The sequence below is a fragment of the uncultured Algibacter sp. genome (assembly GCF_963976535.1).
Lineage (GTDB): Bacteria > Bacteroidota > Bacteroidia > Flavobacteriales > Flavobacteriaceae > Algibacter_B.
This window is the reverse complement of record NZ_CAXBLF010000057.1, coordinates 1-20,537: the sequence shown is the minus strand read 5'-3', so window position 1 is coordinate 20,537 and position 20,537 is coordinate 1. Positions and strand designations below refer to the sequence as shown.

General features: G+C 32.0%; 15 protein-coding genes and 1 tRNA gene. 12 read left to right on the top strand and 4 right to left on the bottom strand.

Annotated features, from left to right (window positions below; all coding sequences use genetic code 11):
* Positions 1-82: 82 nt before the first annotated feature.
* Together AAC024_RS13165 and AAC024_RS13160 are read right to left on the bottom strand one after the other, a co-directional pair.
* Positions 83-2,323, bottom strand: coding sequence for a glycoside hydrolase family 3 C-terminal domain-containing protein (locus AAC024_RS13165; RefSeq protein ID WP_339895947.1), 2,241 nt, complete (start codon positions 2,321-2,323; stop codon positions 83-85).
* Positions 2,324-2,505: 182 nt separating this feature from the next.
* Positions 2,506-2,578: transfer RNA gene (locus AAC024_RS13160), tRNA-Phe, on the bottom strand.
* A 180-nt stretch (positions 2,579-2,758) separates the two neighbouring features.
* Here AAC024_RS13160 and AAC024_RS13155 point away from each other — a divergent pair.
* From AAC024_RS13155 to AAC024_RS13125, 7 genes are all read left to right on the top strand, one after another.
* Positions 2,759-3,490 carry a type III pantothenate kinase gene (locus tag AAC024_RS13155; protein WP_339895946.1) on the top strand — a complete coding sequence of 244 codons (732 nt, stop codon included), beginning with the start codon at positions 2,759-2,761 and terminating at the stop codon, positions 3,488-3,490.
* Positions 3,487-4,791, top strand: a complete 1,305-nt coding sequence (locus tag AAC024_RS13150) for a hypothetical protein (protein ID WP_339895945.1) — start codon at positions 3,487-3,489, stop codon at positions 4,789-4,791. The genes AAC024_RS13155 and AAC024_RS13150 overlap by 4 nt, the downstream gene beginning before the upstream one ends.
* An 18-nt stretch (positions 4,792-4,809) precedes the next feature.
* Complete coding sequence (locus AAC024_RS13145; protein WP_339895944.1) at positions 4,810-6,192, top strand: hypothetical protein; 1,383 nt, start codon at positions 4,810-4,812, stop codon at positions 6,190-6,192.
* On the top strand, positions 6,192-6,746 hold the full coding sequence (gene lptC / locus AAC024_RS13140) for an LPS export ABC transporter periplasmic protein LptC (RefSeq protein WP_339895943.1): 555 nt from the start codon (positions 6,192-6,194) through the stop codon (positions 6,744-6,746). The genes AAC024_RS13145 and lptC overlap by 1 nt, the downstream gene beginning before the upstream one ends.
* A gap of 128 nt (positions 6,747-6,874) precedes the next feature.
* Positions 6,875-7,069, top strand: a complete 195-nt coding sequence (locus AAC024_RS13135) for a hypothetical protein (protein ID WP_339895942.1) — start codon at positions 6,875-6,877, stop codon at positions 7,067-7,069.
* The gene (locus tag AAC024_RS13130) at positions 7,070-8,359 is read left to right on the top strand and encodes a hemolysin family protein (RefSeq protein ID WP_339895941.1); all 1,290 of its coding nucleotides are present in this window, start codon (positions 7,070-7,072) and stop codon (positions 8,357-8,359) included. It begins immediately after the preceding gene.
* Positions 8,360-8,599: 240 nt separating this feature from the next.
* Complete coding sequence (locus tag AAC024_RS13125; protein ID WP_339895940.1) at positions 8,600-10,729, top strand: SurA N-terminal domain-containing protein; 2,130 nt, start codon at positions 8,600-8,602, stop codon at positions 10,727-10,729.
* Positions 10,730-11,112: 383 nt separating this feature from the next.
* On the opposite strand, the gene AAC024_RS13120 is transcribed toward AAC024_RS13125, so the two are convergent.
* Positions 11,113-12,117 carry a GYDIA family GHMP kinase gene (locus AAC024_RS13120; protein WP_339895939.1) on the bottom strand — a complete coding sequence of 335 codons (1,005 nt, stop codon included), beginning with the start codon at positions 12,115-12,117 and terminating at the stop codon, positions 11,113-11,115.
* A gap of 1 nt (position 12,118) precedes the next feature.
* On the bottom strand, positions 12,119-13,435 hold the full coding sequence (locus AAC024_RS13115; RefSeq protein WP_339895938.1) for a hydroxymethylglutaryl-CoA reductase, degradative: 1,317 nt from the start codon (positions 13,433-13,435) through the stop codon (positions 12,119-12,121).
* 402 nt (positions 13,436-13,837) lie between these two features.
* Between AAC024_RS13115 and AAC024_RS13110 the strand changes: the two genes are divergently transcribed.
* From AAC024_RS13110 to AAC024_RS13090, 5 genes are all read left to right on the top strand, one after another.
* Positions 13,838-16,072 carry a S9 family peptidase gene (locus tag AAC024_RS13110; protein ID WP_339895937.1) on the top strand — a complete coding sequence of 745 codons (2,235 nt, stop codon included), beginning with the start codon at positions 13,838-13,840 and terminating at the stop codon, positions 16,070-16,072.
* 26 nt (positions 16,073-16,098) lie between these two features.
* Positions 16,099-17,502: a peptide MFS transporter gene (locus tag AAC024_RS13105; protein ID WP_339895936.1), complete on the top strand. Its 1,404-nt coding sequence runs from the start codon at positions 16,099-16,101 to the stop codon at positions 17,500-17,502.
* Between the two features lie 58 nt (positions 17,503-17,560).
* Complete coding sequence (locus tag AAC024_RS13100; RefSeq protein ID WP_339895935.1) at positions 17,561-19,345, top strand: peptide MFS transporter; 1,785 nt, start codon at positions 17,561-17,563, stop codon at positions 19,343-19,345.
* A gap of 89 nt (positions 19,346-19,434) precedes the next feature.
* Entirely contained in the window at positions 19,435-19,983 is a 549-nt protein-coding gene (locus AAC024_RS13095) for a thioredoxin fold domain-containing protein (protein WP_339895934.1), read from the top strand.
* A 17-nt stretch (positions 19,984-20,000) separates the two neighbouring features.
* Positions 20,001-20,471 carry a thioredoxin family protein gene (locus AAC024_RS13090; RefSeq protein ID WP_339895933.1) on the top strand — a complete coding sequence of 157 codons (471 nt, stop codon included), beginning with the start codon at positions 20,001-20,003 and terminating at the stop codon, positions 20,469-20,471.
* The last annotated feature ends 66 nt before the right edge of the window (positions 20,472-20,537 follow it).

Below are 20,537 nucleotides of genomic sequence, written 5' to 3'. Positions count from 1 at the left end.
TAATGAAGGAAAATAAAGAGTTAGAATTAGCGTGGGCGTTTGTGAATAATACAAACGGATTGCTATTTTTTTAGCGTTAAGTTTATTTAATAGATATTTTTATTTTTTTAGAGATATTGTCTGAAGCATTACCTATATAAACGATATAATCTCCTTTTTCAAGATTCCAATTTGAAATGGTTTCATCATAAAAAACCAAAGATTTCACGGGAATGTTAATACTAACCTTATTTTGTTTTCCACTATCAATGGTTATTTTTTGAAAGCCTTTTAATTCTTTTATAGCGCGTTTTACTTTAGATTTTGGTTTTCCGATATATACTTGGACAACTTCAGAACCTTCTACAAGCCCCGTGTTATTTACTGTACAAGATATCGTAATAGAATCCTCTGGAGCATAGGTTTTCTTATCCGTTTTTATATCGGACATTGTAAAAGAGGTATACGAAAGACCATAACCAAAAGCATAAAGTGGTTTTATTTTTTTAGTATCATGCCATCTGTAACCAACTAAAATATCTTCTTTATAATATTGTGTCATATTCTCACCAGGATAAGATGATGCTCCGAAAGCATGCGCGGCATTGTCTTCTAATTTCACTGGAAATGAAAAAGGTAGTTTCCCAGAAGGGTTAACATCTCCACTTATAACATCGGCGATAGCATGCCCAGACATACTTCCAAGATACCAAGTTTCAATTAGTGCATTCACTTTATCAAGCCAAGGCATTTCAACAGCATTACCACTAACCAATATAAAACCAATGTTTTTATTGACTTCATAGATATCATTTAATAAATCTTCTTGCCCAAATGGGAGTCCAAATTGTAATCTGTCATCGCCCTCACAATCTTGTAAATGACTTTTATTTAAACCTCCAACAAATAACACAACATCAGCGTTTTTTGCAGTTTTAATGGCTTCTGTTTTAAGAGAATCTAAATCCAGAGTGGGAGGGATAATTTGACTATACAGTGAAGGCCCAGTTTGGTAGCCCAAAGCATGTAAAATAGTAGCGTTTTTATAACGTGCTTTAATCCCTTCTAAAGGTGATATTTCAAATTTGGGTTTTAATTCAGAAGAACCTCCACCGGCTGTCATAGATCGTGTTGCGTTTTCTCCAATAACGGCTATGGTTAAATTCTTGTCATCTTTAATAGGAAAGAAATTTTCTTTATTTTTCAATAATACAATACCATCAGTTGCTACGTGTCTAGCAACGTCTTGATGTGCTTTTGTATTTGCGTTACCAAGAGGACGATTAGCGCTCATATTGGTTCTAAACATCAATCGTAAAATTCTTCTAACTTTGTCATCAACTATAGATACTGGAAAGTCACCATTTCTAAGACCCTCTAAAAAAGGCGTTGCCAAATGGTATTGGGAATAAAAATCATCAGTAGTAGTTCCTAACCCATCAGTACCTGTGCCCATTTCCAAATCTAAACCATATAACGCAGATTCTTCAGTAGTATGGGCGCCACTCCAATCGCTAATAACGACACCATCGAAATTCCAGTCTTTTTTTAGTATGTTATTAAGTATCTCATTATGACATGCGTATTGACCTTTAACTTTATTATAAGCGCCCATTATAGCCCAAACACCACCTTCTTGAACTGATGCTTTAAACGCTGGTAAATAAATTTCATGCATAGCTCTGTCACTTATTTCTACATTTATTTTATCTCTCCAGTGTTCCTGGTTATTGAGTGCATAGTGTTTAACACATGCTGCTACTCCATTTTTTTGTACACCTTTAATATAGGGTACAACCATTGTAGATGCCAGAAAAGGGTCTTCACCCATATATTCAAAATTACGCCCGTTTAAAGGTGTTCTATAGATATTAACTCCAGGACCTAATAGCACATCTTTTTTTCTATATCTAGCTTCTTCTCCTAAACTGAAGCCATATTGGCTAGATAGTTCTGGGTTAAAAGAAGCGGCGAGACAGGTTAGAGCAGGGAATGCGGTAATAGAGTCGTTTGTCCATCCAGCATATGCCCAATCGTCCCAGTTTATTTCTGCTCTTACCCCATGAGGGCCATCAGCCATCCATATTTCGGGTATGCCTAATCGTTCAACACCCTTAGTGCTAAATTTTGATTGTGCATGGCACATGGCTACTTTTTCTTCTAATGTTAATGTTTTAATAATGGCTTCAATTTTAGATTCAGTATCACTAGTCATTGAGTTTTGTGCTAAATTATTAGTATTTGAGGTTTGGTTGTTATGTTGACCATGTAATGATAACTGAACTAAAAACAAACATGATAGAATAATAGAGGTTAAAAAATTATAGTTGGAAGTGATTTTCATAAATAATAAGATTAATGGATTAGTTAATTTAATAATGTTCAAAAGAATCAAATAACTTGAATTTTCAAAATTTTTAAGAAAGTTACTAAAGATATATCAATTATGTTTATACCTGAAAGTGAATTTTAATAACATAACTAAAAACAAAAAATCCCGTAAACCTAAGTTTCGGGATTTTTTTGTGGTACCTCCAGGAATCGAACCAGGGACACAAGGATTTTCAGTCCTTTGCTCTACCAACTGAGCTAAGGTACCTCGCCAAAGCGGTTGCAAATATATATTCATTTTTGTTATTCCCCAAGAGAAAAACGCAAAAAATTATATTAATTGTTTTATATTTTAAATGTAAAGAGATAACTTATTTCTAATTAATATAATAGCTAAACTAGGAATAGTTATTGTAAGTCATTTTGTAAATTTATACTTTTTAAATATATGAATTTAATTATTGATGTTGGTAATTCTTTTGTAAAGCTTGCTGTTTTTAAGGATGGACTTATTAAGCATAAGGTTACAGTTAAACTTGATAGTGTTTTAAGTGAAGTAAAAGTTTTGAATAAAAAATATACTTCAATTGAAAGCGCTATTATTTCTTCTGTTGGAAAACTTAAAAAGAAGGATATAAGTGCTATTTCAGAATATTTAGATTTATTAGAGTTAGATTTTAATACTAAGTTACCTTTTGATAATCTTTATAAAACACCAAAAACCTTAGGGGTTGATAGATTGGCGCTGGTTAGTGCTTCTGTTAGGCGATTTTCTGATAAGAATGTACTTATTATTGATGCTGGAACTTGCGTAACTTATGATTTTATAAATAGAGATAACGAATATTTGGGAGGTGCTATTTCACCAGGAATTCGTGTGCGTTATAAATCGTTAAATAATTTAACTGCAAATTTACCGTTATTAGAGTCAGAAATACCCAAGAATATTACTGGAGCATCTACTGAAGAATCTATACATTCTGGTGTGATTTATGGCATTTTACACGAAATTGATGGTGTTATAGAATCGTATAAACTTAAATATTCAGATTTAACAGTAATTTTAACAGGAGGTGATGCTAAATTCTTGTCTAAACAATTAAAAAGTAGCATATTTGCCAATCCTAATTTTCTTTTAGAGGGATTAAACTTTATTTTACAATTTAACTCAAACGAATGATAAAAAAACTTGTATTAGTTTTTATTGCTGTAATTGCAATTCACGGTTATGGACAACAAGGAACAACGTCTCCTTATTCTTTTTATGGTATTGGAAGTCTAAAATTTAAAGGTACTGTAGAGAATAGAAGTATGGGGGGTTTGAGTATATACAACGATAGCATTCATGTTAATTTGCGAAATCCTGCTTCTTATGCTGGAGAGAATCTTGCAAGTTGGGGGGGTGAAAGTAGACCTGTTAAATTTGCTGTTGGAGGTAGCTATACCAGTACTGATTTAAAAAGCAATAAAAGTAGTGATAAAGCGTCGTCAACATCTTTTGATTATTTAGCCATAAACATTCCTTTGGGTAAGTTTGGTTTTGGTTTTGGTTTGTTGCCATTTACTTCGGTAGGTTATAAATTAGAATCTTTAAATTCTGGTGGTAGTATTGATAATAGGTTTGAAGGAGAAGGAGGGCTTAATAAAGCTTTTCTTGGTTTTGGTTATCAATTAGCTAAAGGACTATCTGTTGGAGTAGATTTTCAATATAATTTTGGTAATGTTCAAAATAGTATTGTTGCTTATCAATATTCTGATGGCCTACCTACTCAATATCAATCTCGTGAAAACAATAGATCAGACTTAAGTGGTTTAAACTTAAATTTTGGTTTATCATATAAAACTATGATAAGTAAAAAATTGGAGTTAGTTTCTAGTTTAGCATATAACCCTGAAAGTGTTTTGACTTCAAAAAATGAAAGATCAATTTCTACGATCACAATAAATTCTACTGGTCAAGAATTTGAAAGGAACACTATCGAAACAGATTTAGGAGCTATTGGTTTACAAGAAACAGATTTAGTATTGCCTTCTAAGTTTTCAATTGGTGCTGGTATTGGTGAACCAAGAAAATGGTTTGTTGGTGCTGAAACTACTTTTTTAAAGACCAGTAACTTTTCAAACGAATTATTTAGTAATGATACATCTTATGAAGATGCTTATTCTTTTTCTTTAGGCGGTTTTTATATTCCTCAATACAATTCTTTTTCAAGATACTGGAAACGAATGGTTTATAGAGCGGGTGTTAGAGCTGAAAATACGGGGTTAAATATAAATAACCAATCAATTAAAGAGTTTGGCATATCTTTTGGAGTAGGTATACCAGTTGGAGATGCAAGATTACTGTCTAATGCTAATTTAGGCTTCGAAATAGGTAAACGAGGAACTAAAAACAACAATTTAATACAAGAGAATTTTATTAATTTCCAATTAAGTTTATCTTTGAACGATAGATGGTTTAATAAAAGAAAGTATGACTAACAGAACAAAATTATTATCATGAAAACAAAAATTACATTATTATTAGCTATTTTATTTATTGGGTTAAACTTTGGTTTTGCACAACAGGATGAAGAGTGTATGACTAAGCTTTCCATATTCCATGAATATACTAAAGCAAAAAACTATGATGCAGCTTACGAGCCTTGGATGGCTGTAAGAAGCAAGTGTCCTAAGTTTAACAACGCTATTTATGTAGATGGTGAAAAGATTTTAGAACATAAAATAGACAATGCAACTGGTGCTGATAAAGTAGCTTTCATTAACGATCTTTTAAAACTATGGGAAGAAAGAGGAGAGCATTTTGCAAGTAAAACTCCTAAGGGAGAATATGCTGCTCAAGCTTGTCAATTAATGTATGACCATAGAGAAGAACTAGGTAAAGTTAATAACGAATTATTTGAGCAATTTGATGCTGCTTATAAATTAGATAAAGATACGTTTACTAACCCTAAAAGTTTATATACTTATTTTTCTTTAATGGTTGATTTGTACGATGCTGGCAAAAAACCTGCAGCAGATTTATTTAATAAATATGATGATATTGTTGAGAAAGTAGAAGATGAAGTAAAGAACTACTCTGAAAAGCTTAATAAAATTATTGAGAAAGAAGATGCTGGTACAACTTTAACTAAGAAAGAAGGGAAATATAAGAGTTATTACGAAAGTTATTTAAAAGCTTACGATCAGATTTCTGGAAGTATTGACCAGAAATTAGGTGATAGAGCAAATTGTGAAAACCTAATTCCTTTGTACCAAAAAGATTTTGAAGAGAATAAAAACAATGCCCTTTGGTTACAAAGAGCAGCAGGGAAAATGTCTGAAAAAGATTGTACTGATGATCCATTATTCTTTAAGTTAGTAAATGCATACCATGAATTAAGTCCTTCTGCTAATTCAGCCTATTATTTAGGGATATTAAAAGATAAAGAAGGCAAATCTAGTGAGGCTATATCGTTTTATAAACAAGCTATTTCACTAGAAACGGATAACTTTAAAAAATCCAAGCTTAATAACCGAATAGGTTTAAAATTAAAAGCTAGAGGGAGTTATGGTCAAGCAAGAGGTTTCTTTAGAGAGGCTTTAAAGTTAAACCCTTCTAATGGTCGTCCATATTTATCAATTGCAGGCATGTACGCCGCTAGTGCTAATAATTGTGGAGAAAGTAATTTTGATAAAAGAGCCGTATATTGGTTAGCAGCAGCCGAGGCTAGAAAAGCAGCTCGTGTTGACCCTACACAAAAGAAAAACGCTGCAAAATCTGTTGCAAATTACAATGCAAAAGCACCACAGAAATCTGAGATTTTTAGCTCAGGTAGAGCTGGTCAAACCATTAAAATTAGTTGTTGGATTGGAGCTTCTGTAACAGTACCAAGTATTTAATGAACAAAAAAGTTACATACCATATATTAAACATAGTCACAATATTTATTGTGACTATGTTTTTTTCATGTAACGATAGTTTTAAGCAAGTACAAAAAATAGGTATTTCTGAAAATGAACCTATTGGAATTGATTATAATATTAACGTAAAATATACCGATTCAGGAAGAGTTTCTGCTAATTTGATTAGTACGAAAATGTTAGATTATTCTAACAGAGATTTTCCTTTTCATCAGTTTACAGATGGTGTTACGCTGTATGTCTATGATAAGGATAATAAAAAAAGTACCGTAGTAGCAGACAACGCTTTTGTTTACAATAATACGGATTTGATTGATATGCAGGATAATGTTGTAATCACCACTCATGACAATAGAGTTTTAAAAACGGATCAATTATTCTACGATCAGAAAAAAGAATGGTTATATACTAATGAGCCAGTAAGTTTTAAAACCGACCAAGACCTTATAAATGGTAATGGTTTTGATTCAAATTCTAAATTCACAAATGCCGAAGTACTTGAAGTTACAGGCATTATTACTCTAGAAGATTAATTAAGAATGATTTCCTTGGAGTAAAACTAAAAGGTTTCTGTTGAAATGGTCATTCCCATAAAAATGGGAATCTAAATTAGAATGACCTTTCTCAATTTTAAGTATCTTTACCGTTTAAATATATAATGATGAAATATTCTAAAATTTTCCAATACGCTTATATCGTTTTTGCAGTATTATTTATATATGATGCCATCTCAAAGTATATGAGTAATGGTGATATTTACTACCCTTCAATATTATTAGCAGCACTAGCTATTTTTATATTTTTCTTTAGAAAAAGGTTTAGTAAAAAATTTGACAACAGAGACAATTCAAAATAAATGAGCATTTATGTTATCATTATAATTGTATCATTAATACTATCAGCTTTCTTCTCTGGGATGGAGATTGCTTATGTGTCTTCTAATAAAATCCATATTGAAATTGAAAAAAAACAAGAGGGTATTCTTGCAAAAGCTTTAACTAAGCTTACTGCAAAACCTTCAAAATTTATAACTACAATGCTTATTGGTAATAATATAGCATTAGTTATTTATGGATTTTTTATGGGCGATTTGTTGGTTAATTGGTTTCAATCCATGGTGCCAACGTCTTACCCTTTTCTAGATTATTTGTTAACAGATTTAAGTTTGTTATCTCAAACTATAATATCAACATTTGTAATATTAATAACCGCAGAGTTTTTACCAAAAGTATTTTTTCAGATATATTCTAATACTTTAATTAAAGCATTGGCAATTCCTGCTTATGTGTTTTATGTGTTGTTTACGTTTATTTCAGATTTTGTAATCTGGATTTCCGACTTTGTACTGAAGGTGTTCTTTAAAACTGAAGGCGATCAAATTCAGTTAGCATTTACTAAAGTTGAACTTGGTAATTATATAAGTGAGCAAATGGAGTCGGTAGAGGCCCAGGATGATGTAGATAGTGAAATACAAATTTTTCAAAATGCTTTAGAATTTTCTGAAGTAAAAGCACGTGAAGTAATGATTCCTCGAACCGAAATTATTGCTGTTGAAATTTCAGATTCAGTAAAATCACTAAACGCCTTGTTTACTGAAACTGGTAGAACTAAAATTTTAGTATATAAAGATACTGTTGATGATATTTTAGGTTATGTGCACTCTTTTGAGTTGTTTAAAAAGAGAAAAACTATTAAATCCATGTTAACACAAGTTGAGTATGTTCCAGAAACAGTACTTATTAAAGATGTATTAAGTGTACTTACGAAAAAACGCAGAAGTATAGCGGTAGTGTTGGATGAATATGGAGGAACTTCAGGCATTATGACCGTAGAAGATATTGTTGAAGAGTTGTTTGGCGAGATTGAAGATGAGCATGATTCAGTAGATTTAATTGAGGAAACATTAGAGAAAGATACATATAAGTTCTCAGCACGTTTGGAAGTTGATTATATTAATGAAACCTACAAAATTAATCTTCCTGACAGTGAAAATTATGAAACCCTTGGTGGTCTTATTGTTAACCATACCGAGGAGATTCCTGCGCAAAACGATATCGTAAAAATAGATGCCTTTCAATTTACAATTTTAGAAGTATCAAATACAAAAATTGATATGGTAGAAATTAAAGTGTTAGATGAAGACTAATTTAGTAGTCAGTTGGCAGTATTCAGTAAGCAGTAAATTGTTTTTTAATTGATAACTAATAGAGCTTTGCATCTTAGCGACTTTGCGAGATAATTTTTATGAGTAACAAATCGCAAATAACCCTTTTATTATTGAATAGAAAATGGTATTTTCGCGCACGATATTTTTGTCAGTTTATTGCAATTGACACTTAACTAAACAAGCAATTCCAACAACGGATTTTAAAAATTTAATTTACAGATGGCAGTTTTAAATAAGATAAGACAACGTTCACTATTCTTAATATTAATTATAGCATTAGCGCTATTCTCTTTTGTATTAGCAGATTTGTTTAAAAACAGTGATGCATTGACTTCTAAGTCGCAAAACATTGTTGCAACCATAAATGGAAAAGATATTACTCGTGAGTACTTCATGCAAAAAGTAGAACAACTACAAAGGCAAATGGGACCAAGTGCTACCAATACGCAAGTCATGAATAGAGTTTGGGAACAAGAAGTTAGACAAGCTGTTATGGAAACTCAGTTTGATGAACTTGAAATTTCTGTTGAGAAAGATCAAATGAGAGATTTGCTTAAAACGTCATTAGCTACTAACCAAAACTTTTTAAATGAGGCGGGTATATTTGATGAAAATAAAATGAACGAATATATAGCTAACTTAAAAGAAACATCACCAGAAGGTTTTGCTAGTTGGGTTAATTATGAAAATCAAGTGGCTTCAAATGCTTTAAACCAAAACTATTTCAATATGGTTAAGGCTGGTTTAACAGGTACGCTTGCAGAAGGTAAATTGGATCATGAATTAGAAGGCAATAAAGTAGATATTAAATATGTACAAGTAGCCTATTCTTTAATTCCAGATAGTATCGTAGCCGTATCGAAATCAGATATTACAAGTTACATCAACAAAAATAAGAATCAATATAAAGTCGATGCTTCAAGAGATATTCGTTTTGTTGAATTTAAAGAAGTTGCTTCTGTAGAAGATGAAAATGCAATAAAAGCTGAATTAGAAACTTATATTAACGGTAGGTTTGTTGATGAAAGAGGCAGAAAAGATACTATTGTTGCTTTTTCTAAAGTAAAAAATAATGAAGCGTATATAAACTCAGTAACGGCTTCAGATATAAAATTTGATGAGCGTTTTGTTTTTAAATCAAGTTTACCAACAGAAGCTGCTGATGCTATTTATAATTTAAATGAAGGTGAAGTTTATGGTCCTTACAAGCACGATGGATCTTTTAAAGTAACTAAAGTAATAGCTGTTAAACAAATACCAGATTCTGCTAAAGTAAGACACATTTTAATTCCTTTTAAAGGTGCTCAAAGTGCTGGACCAGATGTAGTGCAAACTGAAGCTGAAGCCAAGGTAACTGCAGATAGTTTATTAACTATACTAAAAAGGGATCGTTCAAAATTTCCAGAATTTGTTAAGGAGTTTTCGTCTGATCAAGGAAGTGTTGCTAAAGAAGGACGTTACGATTGGCACCCATACAACACAATGGTTCCAGAATTTAATGATTTTGAATTTGAAGGAAAAACAGGTGATTTAGATGTTGTTAAAACAGTATTTGGATTCCATATTATAGAAGTTGAAGGACAGAAGAATAAAACAAAAGCGGTTCAAGTAGGAACTATTTCTAGAAAAATTGAGCCATCTGAAACAACTACAGATAAAGTGTTTAGAGAGGCTTCAAATTTTGAAATTAATGCTGGAAAAGGAGATTTTGGCGTACTTGCAACAGATAACAAATACACATTAAGACCTGTTAATGGTATAAAGGTTTTAGATGAAAATATTCCTGGTGTTGGAAACCAAAGACCAATTGTACGTTGGACTTTTGAAGAAGATGTTGAAGTTGGTGATATTAAACGTTTTAATATTCCTAATGGATATGTAATTGCGCAATTAGTAGCAAAACATAAAGCAGGATTAATGTCTGCTGATGATGCAACTGCTAAAGTGTTACCTATTATCAGAAAAGAAAAGAAAGCTAAAATTATTATGGATAGAGCTTCTGCAACTACTTTAGAAGATTTTGCTGCTGCTGAGAAAACTAATGTTAGAACTGCTACAGGTATTAATATGAAAAATCCAACTATTTCAGGAGCAGGTAGAGAGCCAATTCTTACTGGTGCCGCTTTTGGCTTAAATGAAGGTGAAACATCAAAATTGATAGAGGGTACTAATGGCGTTTATATGGTACAAGTTACTAAAGTTACGCCAGCGGTTGAGTTAGATAGCTATCAAGCTGCTGCTAATAGAGTTGAACAGGAAAAAGCAAGTGCGGTTAATTCGAAATTGTATAATGCTTTAAAAGAAGCTGCTGATATTGAAGATAATAGAGCTTCAACTCAAGTGCAATAAAAATTGAAAAACATATAATAAAAAAGCCTCGTTCATCGAGGCTTTTTTATTGGAATCTATTTTAGTACATGACAAAAATATAAAAGTGTCACATTGAGCGCAGTCGAAATGCTTTTGAATACGATATTTCCAATGTCTTCGACTGCGCTCAGATTGACATCCGATATATTATCAATTTTTGTCATGTACTCAGGGAAACTATACTAATTATTATTTATAATGAGCTAAAAATAATTTGAATTATAATATGTTCAGATGAGATAGAAAATTCAGGCATAGGCTTAGTTCTGGTTTTGTTTTAAATTGAAATATGAGCGAAATAGCAACAAATTATATGGATTATTTTGAGTGATAGTTGCGGTCATTTCAATGTAGAAATGGTATTATAGTGCCATCTTTGAGTATGGAATTACAGTTTCATAACCTCTATCTTTAAAATATAGACTTGGATTATGTTTTGAAGCAACCATTATAAAATCGCCTCCCCACGCACCAAGGCTTTTTATAGCACCTTCAAAATCGTTAAATAGGATGCTTTTAACAGGTGGTTGTTTGGTTATTTTAGAGATGATAGTTTCATGTTTAACCATTAAACTTTGAAAGTGTTCTAATGTTTTTGAAGTAATCATTTCTAAAGTAATAGTATTGATAGACGCAATAGCAGATTGAGTGTTTTCTTTATTCTTATGATAATGTTTTATACCATCACGACTATTTTGTTTTTTATTTAAATGCACAAAATAAAGGTGTTCTTTGAATGAAGGATCAAAATTAACCTCATTAATTATCATTTTGTCATCCTGAACTTGATTCAGGATCTCATTATAATTAGAATTAAGTTGATAGGTAATAGCTTTGTTGTTTTTAGCGCAAGCAATATCATAACCGCTGCCCCCAAAAGTTTTTTCTAAAAGATTGAAAGCATCAACATTTGTCCATTGCGCGATATTGTTTATGAGCGTAGATGACGTACCTAATCCCCAATTTTTTGGAAACTCTAATTTTGTAGTTATTCTAAAACCCTTGCCGTCTATTTTCTGCCCATTATCATCATAATCATCTAGATACTCACTAAAAAAACTTGGTTTCATCCTTATGGCATTAAAAAGTATTTTAAGAAGTGTTTTTGAAACAGCATTAGTGTAGGTTTCAATTTGTGACTCATAGATAAAAGGATAACAAATTTCTTCAAATTTATATGTGTGTTCAAACCACTCATTGCCTTTATCATCTAGACTTTGCCAAATAAGTTTTCTCTCGTTAATGGGTTTTACTTCTAAAGATTGTCCATATTTAGTTGGAATAGCCAGAGATATAGCACCATCAAGTACTACGTATTCTCCAGAAAGAAGAAGTTTTCCATGACTGTAAATTTTTTTATTTTTCACTTTAAACTCTTAGTTTGTTTAATGCTTTGGTTACCGCGCTATGTGTTACTGTGTTAGTTTTAAAATGTTCAGTTAAAGTTTGCTTTTCGGCATCATTCGCTTCCATCTGATTTAATATGTTCATCAAGTGCATTTTCATGTGTCCTTGTTGAATTCCTGTTGTAGTCAGTGAACGTAATGCAGCGAAATTTTGAGCTAATCCTGCTACAGCAACAATTTGCATAAGCTCTTTAGCTGATGGATTGTGTAATAATTCCAAAGCTAATTTGACTAAAGGATGCAGCCCTGTAAGTCCGCCTACGGTTCCTAAGGCTAGAGGAATTTCCATCCAAAAGGTAAACACACCATCTTTAACTTTGGCATGCGTTAAACTGCTATAGCTTCCGTGTCTTGAAGCATAAGCGTGAACTCCAGCTTCAACAGCTCTAAAATCATTTCCTGTGGCTAAAACAACAGCGTCAATGCCATTCATAATACCTTTGTTATGCGTGACTGCTCTGTATGGTTCAACTTCAGCAATATTTACTGCTTGTATAAATTTATTAGCTAAAGCTTTGCCTGAAATCGTATTATCTTCACTTAAATCTTCAACATGGCAACTCACTTCCGCACGAACCAAACAATCTGGCACATAATTAGAAAGAATACTCATAACGATATCAATTTCCTTTTCTCTTTCAGAAAATAATTCAAATAATAAAGCCTCGTTTTTAAAGGTTTTCGCAAATTGTTCTAAGCATGAATTTATAAAATTAGCGCCCATAGCGTCTAAAGTTTCAAAAGCGGTATGTAATTGATAATAGCTATCTATATCTGATGTTTTATCACGTAATTCAATATCAAGAATACCACCACCACGCTTTCTCATATTCTTTGTGATCGCTTCAGTATCTTCAATAAGTTTAGGCTTTACTTGACTAAAAAACTGCTTTAATTTTTTAAAATCGCCTTTGTAAATAAAATGAACTTGTCCAATCTTGGTAGTAGAAATTACTTTGGTTTTAAAGCCACCTCTTTCCAACCAAAACTTAGCTGCTTTACTCGCAGCAGCAACAACCGAGCTTTCCTCGATAGCCATAGGAATGGTATATAGCCTATCATTTATTAAAAAATTAGGAGCGACACCAAGCGGTAAATAATAATTGGTTATCGTGTTTTCAATAAACTCATCATGAAGTTGTTGTAACTTATCGTTATTGTTCCAATATTGTTTTAAAATACCTTTAGCATTTTCTGCATTTAAAAAATAAGTATCAACAATCCAATCAATTTTTTTTGATTTAGATAATTTAGAAAAACCAGCGATAGATTTACTCATAGTATACAAATTAGCAGTGCAAAGATACTACTCTTGGTACGAATATTGAATAGCTTACTTTAAACCGAATCATTTAATACCAAAAGAACATCAAAATGATGGATAATAAATTAGAATTATATTTTCTTTAGATAAAATAGAAAATATAAGCATAGCCTTAGTTACGGTTTTATTTTATTTTGAAATTTAAAGGAAATAGAAACGAATTTAATCAGTTATTTTGATGTTCTTTTGGTATAAATGTTAATAATAGAGGTTTTTTGCATAATTTTTAGTAAACTTGACATCATATTATGAAATAAATAGTTTTTTTGACTAAACGCCCATAATTGACTAATTTTTATAACGAAATATAATTTTTAGAGACTAATTGGACTTTTTAAGAACAGTTTAAATAAACACATGCAACACATTAAATTCCCCCTTTACGTTTGCCTTTTTACAACAATAATTTTATCGGCACAAACTAAAGAAATTACACTTGAAGATATTTGGAAAGATGGCACGTTTAGAACAGAACTTATGGATGTATTGCACTCTATGGCTAATGGTCAGCAATATTCTGTTTTAAATTTTGATAGAAAAACAAGAAGCACTTTTATAGATATTTATGATTATAAAACCTTAAAAAAGGTTGAAACTTTAGTGAGTTCTGAAAACCTTGAAGATATCCCTTATTTTACTGATTATACGTTTAGTAAAGATGAACAAAAGATAATTTTGGCAACTAAAGAAGAGGAAATATATAGGCGTTCAGTATTAGGGAACTATTACGTTTACAATGTTAAGGATGGTTCTTTAGATTTAATTTCTGAAGAAAAAATTCAAGAACCTACTTTTTCTCCTGACGGAAAAAGAGTTGCCTTTGTGGAAGATAATAATCTTTATGTAAAAGATTTGAATTCTGGTGCAATCATTCAAGTGACTTCTGATGGTGAAAAAAATAAAATAATTAATGGAATTACCGATTGGGTTTACGAGGAAGAATTTGCTTTTGTTCGTGCCTTTGATTGGAATGCAGATAGCAACAAGATTGCTTTTATTAGATTTGATGAAACCAATGTGCCTGAATTTTCAATGGACATTTACGGTACAGCACTTTATCAAACGCAACGGGTTTTTAAATACCCGAAGGCAGGTGAAGCAAATTCAGAAGTATCACTTCATATCTTTGATTTAAATACAAAAGAGACGAATAAAGTTAAGGTAGATAAAGAGTATGAAGACTTTTATATGCCTAGAATTAAATGGACAAATAATCCAGATGTTTTAAGTGCGCAATATATGAACAGGCATCAAAACGAATTAGATTTATGGATGATAAATGCTATAACAAACACTTCAAATATGGTGTTAGCAGAAAGAGATAAAGCTTATGTTAATGTAACAGATTATCTAACATTCCTAAAAGATAATAGTTTTATCTGGACAAGTGAGAAAGATGGTTACAATCATATTTATCATTATGATAAAAAAGGCAATTTAATCAATCAGGTAACAAAAGGAAATTGGGAAGTCACTGATTACTATGGTTACAATGAAAAAGACAATACTATTTTCTATCAATCTGTTGAAAATGGTTCGATAAATAGAGATGTTTATTCTATAAAACTTAACGGACGAAACAAAAAACGGCTTACCAAAAGCGAAGGCACCAATAATGCTTCCTTTAGTGCCGATTTTTCATTTTTTATAAATACGTTTTCAAGTGCTACAACACCACCTGAGTATACTTTGAATAGTTCCGAATCAGGAAATTTGATTAAAAGTATTAAGGATAATGATAAGCTGGCTCAAACACTTTCAGGTTATAAAACATCTAAAAAAGAGTTCAGTACTATTCTTGTTAATGGTAGTGATTTAAATATGTGGATGATTAAACCTGCAAACTTTGATGCCTCTAAAGCATACCCATTACTTATGTATCAGTATTCTGGTCCAGGTTCACAGAAAGTTGTTAATCAATGGAATAATTCTAACGATTACTGGTATCAACATTTAGCGCAAGAAGGCTATATAGTTGTTTGTGTTGATGGAAGAGGAACAGGTTTTAAAGGCGCAGATTTTAAAAAGGTTACTCAAAATGAATTGGGAAAATACGAAGTTGAAGATCAAATAACTGCTGCAAAACAATTAGGTGCGTTATCTTATATTGATGCTAGTAGAATAGGTATTTGGGGTTGGAGTTTTGGTGGTTTTATGAGTAGTAACTGTTTATTTAAGGGCAATGAGGTGTTTAATATGGCAATTGCCGTAGCGCCTGTAAGTAGCTGGCGTTTTTATGACTCTATCTATACAGAACGTTTTTTAGGTACGCCTCAAGAAAATCCTAGTGGCTATGATGAAAACTCCCCGCTAAATCATGTCGATAAATTAAAAGGAGATTTTCTTTTAGTTCATGGTTCTAGTGATGATAACGTACATTTACAAAACACCATGCGTTTAGCAGAAGCTTTAATTCAAGCAGATAAACAGTTTGATTGGGCGGTGTATCCTGATAAAAATCATCGTATTTATGGAGGTAATACAAGTCTTCATTTATATAAAAAAATGACAAGCTTTATTCATGAAAAACTGGGTGATAAAATTCAAAACAAAGAAGAAACAAAAGTGAATCAAGTTAAAATTAAAGGATAAAATACTAACCAAAATTATATATATATATGGCAAATTCAGCTACAATGAAACAAAAAGAGTTATTCGGACATCCAGTAGGGTTGTATGTTCTGTTCTTTACAGAGATGTGGGAGCGATTTTCTTATTATGGGATGCGTGCAATACTGGTTTTATATTTAGTACAAAGCACATCAGATACTAATGCTGGTTTGGGATGGACGAATGGCGAGGCTTTAGCCTTGTATGGATGGTACACGATGCTTGTATATGTTATGTCTATTCCTGGCGGGTGGATTGCAGATAAATTTCTTGGACAAAAGAAATCTGTACTATATGGTGGCATGCTTTTAGTAGCGGGCCATAGCGTTTTGGCCGTTGAGCAAATGTGGGCCTTTTACACAGGTTTAGGTTTAATTATCGCTGGTGTTGGTATGCTAAAACCAAATATTTCAACTATGGTTGGGGGTTTATATGCACAAGGAGATATAAGAAGAGATAAAGGTTTTACAATTTTCTATATAGGTATTAATGTTGGAGCTTTTTTGTCAAGTTTGATTGTTGGTACTGTAGGCGAAGTTTATGGTTGGCATTACGGGTTTGGTTTGGCCGGTATTGGGATGGCCTTAGGGTTAGTACAATATGTGTTAGGTCAGAAGCATTTAAAATATGTTGGTAATTTTTTAGGAGCTTCTGTAAATGAAGAAGAAAAGGCCGCTATGAAAAAGCCTATGACTAAAATAGAAAAGGATAGAGTTGTTGTATTATTTATATCGTTTTTATTAGTGATTGTGTTTTGGGGAGCATTTGAACAGGCTGGTGGATTAATGAATATTTATGCGTCCGAAAAAACAAATAGAATATTATCTTTTTCTTTACCTTTTATAGGGAATGAAGTTCCAGCTTCATGGTTTCAGTCATTAAATGCTATGTTTATTATTTTTTTAGGGACTAGCGTTGCCGCTTTTTGGGCTAGGAGAAAACTGAAAGGGAAATTAGCAACATCATTATTTAAAATGATTTTGGGCTTAATGATAATGGGGGCTGGGTTCTTTTTTATGACTGCAGCAGCTGGACAATATGAAAGTAATGGCTCTTCAGCAATGTATTGGTTGGTTTTAGCTTATTTGTTTCATACTGTAGGGGAATTATGTATTTCCCCTGTTGCTTTATCATATATAACAAAATTAGCCCCTCTAAAATATGCTTCGTTAATGATGGGTGTTTATTTTGCTATGACAGGTTTTGGTAATAAATTGGCGGGTGTACTTGGTGAAGCCTCGGAAAGCCTAGGTGAATACACAATCTTTACAGGAATCGCTATTTTTTGTATTCTATTTGGAAGCTTAGTAATGCTTTTACGAAAGAAATTGGAAGTGCTGACTCATGGGGCTGAAGATGATGAGCATGTAATTCATGATGAAGCTGAAGGCTTCGAGCTAGCAGATAATTAAAATATAAAGACCCTCTTAATGAGGGTTTTCTTCATTATAATCATTAAATTATTTTTTTATGAGCACAGACATTGAAAATCTTTTTAAAGACAAAGTTATTGGGCATCCAGCAGGTTTGTTTGTATTGTTTTTTACTGAAATGTGGGAACGTTTTTCGTTTTATGGAATGCGTATACTTTTGGTGTTGTTTTTAACTGCTCCTATTTTTAGTGATAACCCAGGTTGGGAATGGCCTAGGGAACATGCTTTGGCTTTAATAGGAACTTATGCATCATTATTATATTTAACTCCAATTATTGGAGGATGGGTTGCTGATAAAATTACGGGTTATCGTATCGCTGTTGTAATTGGGGCTTTAATAATGACGCTTGGTCATGCAGCATTGGCTATAGAAACTACTGCGACCTTTTATTTAGGATTGACTTTATTAGTTATAGGAACGGGTTTTTTTAAGCCAAATATTACCTCTATTATTTCTGAAATGTACAAAGGCAAAGAATCTAAAAAAGATGGCGCTTATACTATTTTCTATATGGGAGTTAATGCAGGCGCTTTTTTTGGTATGATGCTATGTGGCTATTTAGCTGAAAATTATGGATGGTCTTGGGGTTTTGGTTTAGCTGGTGTTTTTATGTTTTTTGGAATGCTTCAATTTTGGTTAGCAGGCAGTTTGTTTGGTTCCATTGGAGCAAAACCATCTAAAGTCTATGAAGTTGAGTTACCTCAAAATATTAATGAAGAGAGTCCTTCAGAAGAACAAAAAATAAATATAGATGCTAAATTAAACCCTTTTACATTGTTTGATAAGATATTAATCGTTTTATCATCTGTTGGTGGGTTACTATATTTATTTAATGACCCTTTAGCAAAAATTGAAGGAAAAAGTTTAGCGCCTTTTGAAATTGGAGGAATGAGTGGTTCTAATATTATTGTATTAGCGGCATTGGTTTTATTTTTAATATTGCTCGTAACTCGAATATCTAGATATATCCCGATAATTAGAGATAGAATTATTGCGGTTTCCATTTTTGGAATTTTCACTGTGTTTTTCTTTGCTTTTTTTGAACAATCATTAGGTTCTATGACTTTGTTTGCTAGAGATTATACTAACAGGACGCTTGTTGGAGACTCAGCAATGATTTTTAAAATTGTTGATGCTTTATTAACAACAGTCCCTCTTATCATTATTACTTGGGTGCTTTTCTTATTATTTAAAAAAACATATTCAAAGATAGGCTTATCAAATATTATCCTTGCAATTGCATTTACAGGTATTTGGTACTTGGTAATTTTTAGATTAGTAAATAAATTTTCAGATGAAGGAAACGAAATAGAAGCTACTTGGTTTGGGATTTTGAATTCTTTCTTTATTATTACGTTAGCGCCATTGTTTTCTAAATGGTGGGAGAGTAAATATAATCCTAGTGCAGCTATGAAGTATGGCTTAGGTTTGATTTTGTTGGGTGTTGGTTTTGCAGTGTTGTCTTATGGCGCTTCAGAAATACCTTCAGGCGCTAAGACAGCTTCGGTGAGTATAGTATTTTTAATTTTGGCGTATTTGTTTCATACCATGGGAGAATTATGTTTATCACCAGTTGGCTTATCCTATTTGAGTAAATTGGTGCCTCCAAGAATGATTGGGTTTATGTTTGGAGTTTGGTATTTGGCAATTGCTGTTGGACAAAAAGCAGCAGGTACTATGGGAGGTATGATTGATAAAATTTCTGAAGAATATTCTTTAGGTACATTTTTTTTAATATTCACACTAATACCAATTGGTGCCGGTTTAATATCTATTGTACTTAACCCGCTACTTAAAAAGTTAATGCACGGTGTCCGTTAATCGAAAAAAAACGTTAAAAAATAGTCAAATTGGGCCCAATTAGGCGCGTTTTTTGTAAGTTCGGAACAACTTTTGCAACTTAGTTTATTATGAAAAATACTGTACTTTTAATGTTAGCGATGGCTTTTATAAGTTTGAATGCCTTAGCGCAAAAAATAAATTGGGTGTCTCTTGAGGAAGCTGTTGATCTCCAAAAGAAAGTACCAAAGAAGATTATGATGGATGCTTATACCAATTGGTGTGGGCCTTGTAAAATGCTTGATAAAAATACGTTTCAAAATAAAGATGTTGCAGATTATGTAAATGAACATTACTACGCTGTAAAATTTAATGCTGAAGGTAATGAAACGATTAATTTTAAAGGGCAAGAGTTTTCTAACCCTACTTATGATCCAGCATTAGCAAATAGAAGAAATTCTGCTCACGAATTGTCTCGATATTTTCAGATTCAAGTATTTCCAACTATTGTATTTTTAGATGAAAAAGCGAATTTAATTTTCCCGTTAAAAGGCTATAAAACACCATCACAAATTGAACTCTATTTAAAAATGTTCAAAAAAGATGATCACAAGATACTTGACACTCAAGAAAAATTTAACGAATATTACAAAGGGTTTAAGTCTGAGTTTAAAGACTAGTTTTTAAAAATATATAGATGAAAAAGATAATATTTACCTTGTTTTTAACCGCCTTATTTTCGGCTAATGCTTTAGCTCAAGAAAAATTGACTTGGCATACCAATGTTAATGAAGCGCTAGAAATTGCGGTTAAGGAAAATAAAAAAGTAATGCTGTTTTTTACTGGTTCAGATTGGTGCGGATGGTGTATAAAATTACAAAATGAGGTTTTTAAAACTTCAGACTTTGAAAAGTGGTCTAATGATATGGTCTTAGTAGAATTAGACTTTCCAAAAAGAACACCTCAGGATGAAAATCTTAAAGTACAGAATCGTCAATTACAGGCTATGTTTAAAGTAAGAGGTTATCCTTCAGTATATTTTGTGAATCCAGAAAAGATGCCAGATGGAAAAATGAATTTAAATAATCTTGGTAAAACAGGTTATGTTAAAGGTGGTGCAAGTGAATGGCTAGAAGTAGCAAACAGCATTATTAAAAAAACAATATAGAAGGTTTTAATAATCTATTATAAAAGCTCCCTTTTTACTAGTTTGGTGAAACGGGATTTTTCTTTT